General features: G+C 70.4%; 3 protein-coding genes and 1 pseudogene. 1 reads left to right on the forward strand and 3 read right to left on the reverse strand.

Features of this window, described 5'->3' with window-relative positions; genetic code table 11:
• Nucleotides 1-1,744: bifunctional tRNA (5-methylaminomethyl-2-thiouridine)(34)-methyltransferase MnmC2/FAD-dependent 5-carboxymethylaminomethyl-2-thiouridine(34) oxidoreductase MnmC1 (mnmC, locus tag C665_RS17720; RefSeq protein ID WP_004324981.1), on the reverse strand; the 1,744-nt coding region annotated here is incomplete at its 3' end.
• A gap of 64 nt (nucleotides 1,745-1,808) precedes the next feature.
• Nucleotides 1,809-3,350, reverse strand: a complete 1,542-nt coding sequence (gene lysS, locus C665_RS17725) for a lysine--tRNA ligase (RefSeq protein WP_012585277.1) — start codon at nucleotides 3,348-3,350, stop codon at nucleotides 1,809-1,811.
• Between the two features lie 323 nt (nucleotides 3,351-3,673).
• Between lysS and C665_RS17730 the strand changes: the two genes are divergently transcribed.
• Nucleotides 3,674-5,470 carry a methyl-accepting chemotaxis protein gene (locus C665_RS17730; RefSeq protein WP_040829583.1) on the forward strand — a complete coding sequence of 599 codons (1,797 nt, stop codon included), beginning with the start codon at nucleotides 3,674-3,676 and terminating at the stop codon, nucleotides 5,468-5,470.
• A gap of 107 nt (nucleotides 5,471-5,577) precedes the next feature.
• On the opposite strand, the pseudogene C665_RS17735 reads toward C665_RS17730, so the two are convergent.
• Nucleotides 5,578-6,332, reverse strand: a pseudogene (locus C665_RS17735) (chromosome segregation protein SMC); the annotation flags it as partial.

A 6,332-nucleotide genomic window follows, 5' to 3' on the forward strand; every position in this document is an offset into this window, starting at 1 on the left:
GCAGCTCGTCGAGGCCGCGGGCGGCCGAGGCGGGAGGCCGGTCGGGCAGCGGGAGGGCCCCGACCATCGGCAGGCGGTCGGGTGAGGCAGGCCGGAACCCCACCCGGCCATCGAGCCGATCGGGGTCGAAGCCCGCGCCCAGGCCGGCGCCGAAGCCGGGAATCATGGCTTCCAGGCGCTGCAGGTTCTCGGCATGGTCCTGCGGGCGCAGGCCGGGGTCGGGGTCGTCCACCGCGAAGGTGGCGCCGGCGCAGCGCAGGCCGTCCACCGCCGGGCTCACGTAGCCACCGCGGCACACCACCACCCGCGGCGCGCTGCCCGCGACCGCGGGCAGATGGGAGACCTGGCCGCGCGCGCTCACCACCGGCAGGCTGGCCTGCTCGAAGTCGGCGATGCCGGTGCCGGGCGCGAGGATCGCCACGGGGGCGCTCGCGATCGTGCTGCCGTCGGGCCCGTGCGCGTGCCAGGCGCCGCCGTCGTACCCGAGCCGCGCCACGGTGTGGCCGAAGTGCCCACGCAGGCGCCCGCCCGCCGCCTCCAGGCTGGCCGCACACAGGCTGGGCGGCTGCACCCAGCCGCTGCCGGCGAACCACCAGCCGCCGTTGGCGACCGCGCAGCCGGCGATTTCCGCCGCCTCGTCGACGCCGACGAAGCGCAAGTGTTCTGGCGGCAGCGCGAGGCGTTCGACCACCGCGCGCATCTTGACTTCCTGTGCAGCGTCGCGCCCCAGGTGCAGCACGCCGCAGTCGTCGGCGCGCAGCGCCAGGCCGCGCACGCGCAGCTGATGAATGCGCCGCCAGGCGTACAGGCTGCCGGCGCGGGTGAGCCGGCTCATGCGGTTGTCGTCCAGGCTGGGCAGCGGGCGCAGCACGCCGGCGAGGTTGCCCGAGGCGCCCGTGGCCGGCGCAGGGGCACGGTCGATCAGCTCCACCGTCCACCCGCGCCCGGCGAGGCGCTCGGCCACGGTGCAGCCGGCAATGCCGGCACCGAGCACCAGCGCGTGGCGACCGCTGGTCGCGGCCTCCGGTACAGCGAGCGGGCGGGCCTCGCGTGCGAGGCGGCCGCGCAGCATCTGCCACTTGGTGCCGAAGCCGGGCGCCTTTTCGGTCGTGAAGCCGGCGCGGCGCAGGCCTTCGCGCACCTGGCCGGCGACCGACCAGGTGGCGAGCGTCGCGTCCGGGGCAGCGAGGCCGGCGAGCAGATGGAAGACGCGCTCGGACCACAGCGCGGGATTCTTCGCCGGGGCGAAGCCGTCGAGATAGAGCGCGTCGGCGCGCGCGTCGATGCGCGCGAGGCCATCGGCGGCATCGCCGAGGAAGAGCGTCAGGGTGACGCGGCCCGCGTCCAGGTTCAGTCGGTGCAGCCCGGGCGCGAGCACCGGCCACTGCGCGCGCAGCTCGGCCGCAAAGGTGGCGAGCTCGGGCCAGGCGGCGTGGATGCGGGCGAGATCCTCGCGGCAGAAGGGGTGCAGCTCGCAGGAGACGAAGTGCAGGCGGGCGCTGCGGCAGGCATCCTCGCGCCACGCCGCCCAGGTGGCAAGGAAGTTCAGTCCGGCGCCGAAGCCGGTCTCGACGATGGTGAAGCGCTCACGCCCCTGCCAGCGCTGCGGCAGGCCGTTGCCCGCAATGAAGACCGCGTGCGCCTGGCCGAGCGCATTGTCGCGCGAGTGGTAGACGTCGCCGAAGGCGCCCGAGTACAGCACGCCCTCGGGCGTGCGCTCGAGGCGGGCGGGATGGATCGGCATGGCGAGGGCAAGCACAGGGCGCCGGCGCGGAGCGTGGGGACGCTCCGCGCGGCGGACGCCGGGATCAGAGCTCGGGTTCCGGGATGACCAGGCCCGCAGCGGCCTCGGGACGCATCTGCGGGAACAGGATCACGTCGCGGATCGCCGGCGCGTCGGTGAGCAGCATCACCAGGCGGTCGATGCCGATGCCGCAGCCGCCGGTCGGGGGCAGGCCGTATTCGAGCGCGCGGATGTAGTCGGCGTCGTAATACATGGCCTCTTCGTCGCCGGCCTCCTTGGCCTCGACCTGGGCGCGGAAGCGCGCGGCCTGGTCCTCGGGGTCGTTGAGCTCGGAGAAGCCGTTGGCGATCTCGCGGCCGACGATGAAGAGCTCGAAGCGCTCGGTGATCTCGGGGTCGGTGTCCGAGGCGCGCGCCAGCGGCGAGACCTCGACCGGGTAGTCGATGATGAAGGTCGGCTCCCACAGCTCGGCCTCGGCGCAGGCTTCGAAGAGCTGCAGCTGCAGGCTGCCCAGGCCGCCCGGCTTGACCTTCTCGCCGAAGGCGACGATCTTTTCCTTCAGCCACGCGGCGTCGGCCAGTTGTTCCGCGGTGAAGCCCGGGTGGTACTTGCGGATCGCCTGCACGATGGTGAGGCGGTGGAAGGGCTTCGACAGGTCGAGCTCGCGGCCCTGATAGACGAAGGATTCGGTGCCCAGCGCCTCGCGCGCGGCGTGGCGGATCAGGCCCTCGGTGAAGTCCATCAGCGTCTTGTAGTTCGCGTACGCCTCGTAGAACTCCATCATGGTGAATTCGGGGTTGTGGCGCGGGCTGAGACCTTCGTTGCGGAAGTTGCGGTTGACCTCGAAGACCTTCTCCAGGCCGCCCACCACCAGGCGCTTGAGGTAGAGCTCGGGCGCGATGCGCAGGAAGAGCTCCATGTCGAGCGCATTGTGGTGGGTGGTGAAGGGCTTGGCCGCGGCACCGCCCGGGATGGGGTGCATCATCGGCGTCTCGACCTCGAGGAAGCCGTGGCCGGTCATGTAGTTGCGGATCGACTGCACCATGCGGCTGCGCGCCACGAAGGTGAAGCGCGACTGCTCGTTCATGATCAGGTCGACATAGCGCTGGCGGTACTTCTGCTCGACGTCGGTGAGGCCGTGGAACTTGTCGGGCAGCGGGCGCAGGCTCTTGGTGAGGAGGCGGATCTCCGCGGCCTTGACGGTGAGTTCGCCGGTCTTGGTCTTGAACACCGTGCCCACGCAGCCGACGATGTCGCCGATGTCCCAGGTCTTGAACTGGGCATAGACGTCCTCGCCCACGCCGTCGCGCTGCACGTAGAGCTGGATGCGGCCGGAGAGGTCCTGGATGGTGACGAAGCTCGCCTTGCCCATGATGCGCTTCAACATGATGCGGCCGGCCACCCTGACCTCGACCGGCGTCGCTTCCAGCGCCTCGGCGTCCTTGTCGCCGTAGAGCTCGTCGAGCTTGCCGGCGGTGTTCTCGCGCGAGAAATCGTTGGGGAAGGCACCGCCGCTCGCGCGCCAGGCGGCGAGTTTCTCGCGGCGCTCGGCGATGAGGTGGTTTTCGTCCTGGGGCTGGGGCGTGGTCTGCGTCTGGTCGGACATGATCTGGGTGTCGAAGCTCTGAAAGGGGATGCGCCGCAGCGGGCCGCGTGCGAAAGGCGTGATTGTGGCAGGGCCGGCAAGGCGGGGCAATTGCGCAACGCGCCCCGGACCCACGGAATCTTCTGGAGATGTCCGCGAATCCGCGGTCCCGCCCCAGGATCGTCCCCGTTTCGAGAGTCTCCGGCAGGCGCGACGCAAGTCGCGATCGGCTGCGGCGGCGTCCATCCGCAGCATGAGTCGGTGATCTCCCGGGCCCGATCCTAAAGTCCCCATTGCGGGGACCGATAAGACAGAGGTCGATTCAACCTCCCCGCGGAACCCCCATGAGTACCTTCCGGCAAATGTACGAAGGCATCGAGAAGACCTTCTGGAACTCGCTGACCAAGAAACTCTTCAGCTTCCTGCTGTTGTTGGCGATCAACCTGGGCTATCTCGTCATCTGGCAGGACCGGCGCGAGGCCGTGGAGAAGGCGCTTGCCAAGGGTACGGTGGCGCCGGAGGTCCTCTCGTCGGTGGTCGCGACCTTCGACGCCGGCCTCTACGCGATGCTTGCGCTCTCGGCCTTGGCGCTGGCGATGCTGCTCGGCCAGATCCTCTATCTGCGCCACCTGGTCGTGCGCCCGATCCGCGTCATCACCGCCATCTTCGACGAGATCGCGCGCGGCGAGGGCGACTTCTCCCGCGACCTCCCGCTCACCACGCACGACGAGCTGCGCGAGCTCGCGGCGAGCTACAACCGTTTCGCCGGCAAGATGCGCGAGATCATCGGCAAGGTGCGCTCGATGAGCGTCAACATCGCACGCGAGGCGGTGCAGGTGAAGCTGGGCGTGGAGAACTCCGCGCGCGATGCGCAGCGCCAGGGCGACATGACCGACACCGTTTTCGAGGCCAGCACGCGCTCGACCGAGGCGATCGGCGAGGTGTCGGTGAGCGCACGCGCGATCGACGCCTCGACCCTGCGCAACCTCGAGATCGCGCGCGAGTCGCTCGGCGAGGTGCAGAACGTCGCCGCCAAGATCCTCGCGGTGAGCGAGAAGCTGCAGCGCTTCAACCACACGGTGGACGAGCTCTCGCAGCGCTCGGAGAGCGTCAAGGAGATCGCCGCGCTGATTCGCGAGATCGCCGACCAGACCAACCTGCTCGCGCTCAATGCTGCGATCGAGGCTGCACGCGCAGGCGAGGCCGGGCGCGGCTTCGCGGTCGTCGCCGACGAGGTGCGCAAGCTCGCCGAGCGGGTCAACAAGGCCACCCAGGAGATCGTCGGCAACATCAACGGCATGCTCGAGCTGGTGGGCGACACGCGCGCCGAGAACGACGTGATCAACGACGACGTCGAGCAGACGCGCGACGTGGTGACGCGCTCGGCCACGCAGTTCGAGCACATGGTGGGCGAGTTCGAGCGCACCGGCGGGCAGCTCTCGCAGATCGCCGCCGGCATGGCCTCGCTGACCGAGACCAACGCCCATGTGCACGCCAACGTCACCGACATCCACCGTCTGTCCGCCGAGGTGGCCGGGCGCATGGAGAACTGCGAGCAGCGCACCCTCGCGCTCACCAAGTCGACCGAGGCGGTGCAGGAGCTGGTGTCGCGCTTCAAGATCGGCACCGGGGTCTTCGACCTGCTGGTCAACGAAACGCGCGGTTTCCGTGACGGCGTCCAGGCTGAACTCGAGCAGATGGCGGCTGCGAGGGTGGACGTCTTCGATCGCACCTACCGCCCCGTGCCGGGCAGCAACCCGCCCAAGTTCCGCGTGGCCTGGGGCGAGGAATTCACCCGCCGCTGCCAGCGCCTCCTCGACGAGAGCCTGGAACGCGCGCGCGGCGCGGTGTTCGCGGTTGCGGTCAATACCGACGGTTACCTCTCCGCGCACAACAGCCGCTACTCGCAGCCGCTGACCGGCGATCCCGCCAAGGATCTGGTCGGCAACCGCACCTGCCGCAAGTTCGAGAACCCCGCCGAGCTGCGCGCCGCGCGCAACACCGAGCCGATGCTGCTGCAGACCTACCTGCGCGACACCGGCGAGGTGCTGTGCGACCTCGCCATGCCGATCGTGATCGGCGGGCGCCACTGGGGCAACGTGCGCGTCGGCATGCCGGCCGAGGCCCTGCTGGAGCGCTGAACGAGCGCCGTGTTCGCGCCTGGCGGCGCTCCTGCGTGAAACAGCGCCCCCTGCAGGAGCGGCGCAAGCCGCGAACGCGGCCGCAGGGTGCTCGACGGCCTTGTCCTTCAATCCACCGCGCGCTGCAGCACCCCGATCGGCGGCGCCCAGTCGGTGCCGGGCTGCTTCTTGCGCGTGACCAGCGTGAGCTGGGCGGGCGCGAAGACGTTGGCGTTGTGGGTCACCGGCGTGGTGATCAGATACTGCGCGCGGGTGGCGCGCAGGAAGGTGCCGACGCGGTCGATGTTGGCGACGTCCAGATGTGCGAAGGGCTCGTCGATGAAGACGAAGCCGCCGGGGCGGGACTCGTCCATCAGCAGGCCGATCAGCAGGATCAGCGACTTCATGACCTGCTGGCCGCCCGAGGCCTCGCCGTCGTTGAGGCCCACCGCGCCCTTGCGGTCGAAGTCGAAGCGCACCTCGAGCCCGGCCTGGGCGAGCGAGAGGTCATCGTTCTCCAGGTGCGGGGTGGGGCAGTCGACGCTGACGTTGGCGAGCTCGCCGAGCGCCTTCAGGTTCTTCGCGTACTGGCGCACGGTGGCGCGCAGCTTGGCGATGTAGGCGGCGCGGGCGTTGTCGGAGTGCAGCCGCGCGGTGGTGCAGTAGCCCTGGCGGTTGAGGTAGTCGCGCTCGCGCAGGGCGACGTCGGCGCCGAGACGGTCGCGCACCACCAGCACGGCGGGGTCGGTGATCCACTCGCCCTCGTCGAGGTGGCGGCGCAGGCGGTCGAGCTGCAGGCGGGCGCCGCGGGCGTCGCCGTATCTTTCGGCGAGCAGGGCCAGCTCGCCGGCGTCCAGCCAGTGCGCCGGCATGCCGCGCCGCC

Source organism: Thauera aminoaromatica S2 (assembly GCF_000310185.1).
GTDB classification, from domain to species: domain Bacteria; phylum Pseudomonadota; class Gammaproteobacteria; order Burkholderiales; family Rhodocyclaceae; genus Thauera; species Thauera aminoaromatica.